Below are 417 nucleotides of genomic sequence, written 5' to 3'. Positions count from 1 at the left end.
ACCGCCGACGCCTGATGTTCAGCCCGAGCAGCACGCTGTCGACGATGAACCCAACAATCGGCCGGACCTGTTCACCGACCAGTTCCGCCAGGCGCTCAGCGACGCCAACGATCATGGCAATGCCGGGAGCGAGTATCGATCGGCGGTCGCTGATCTGCAGAACCTCGTCAACGCTGCCGCCTCAGGTCAAGGCGTGAAGCTCCTCGACCCCACACCCGGTCGTGACGATCCGCTATCAGAACCAGACCCCTACGGTGTCGAACACTACGATCACCGTGCCGACGAAGAAGGGGTGCAGATCGCCTTCTGGAATATCGACGGCGCCAATGGCGTACTCGACACCCGGGAGATGCTGACTGCCGACGGGCAAGCAGTACTCAACGCCGCGCTCGATGCCGGCCCCGGCGTGACGTTCGA

1 protein-coding gene is annotated in these 417 nt (G+C 63.3%); it reads left to right on the top strand.

Annotation, left to right across the window (positions count from 1 at the left end):
* Positions 1-417 (top strand): hypothetical protein (locus tag ACT3SZ_RS16400; protein ID WP_444620416.1); only part of this gene is annotated, 417 nt, incomplete at both ends.

The organism is Corynebacterium sp. AOP40-9SA-29 (genome assembly GCF_052377405.1).
Lineage (GTDB): Bacteria > Actinomycetota > Actinomycetes > Mycobacteriales > Mycobacteriaceae > Corynebacterium.
The sequence above is the reverse complement of the archived record's forward strand: the minus strand, read 5'-3'. Positions and strand labels throughout refer to the sequence as shown.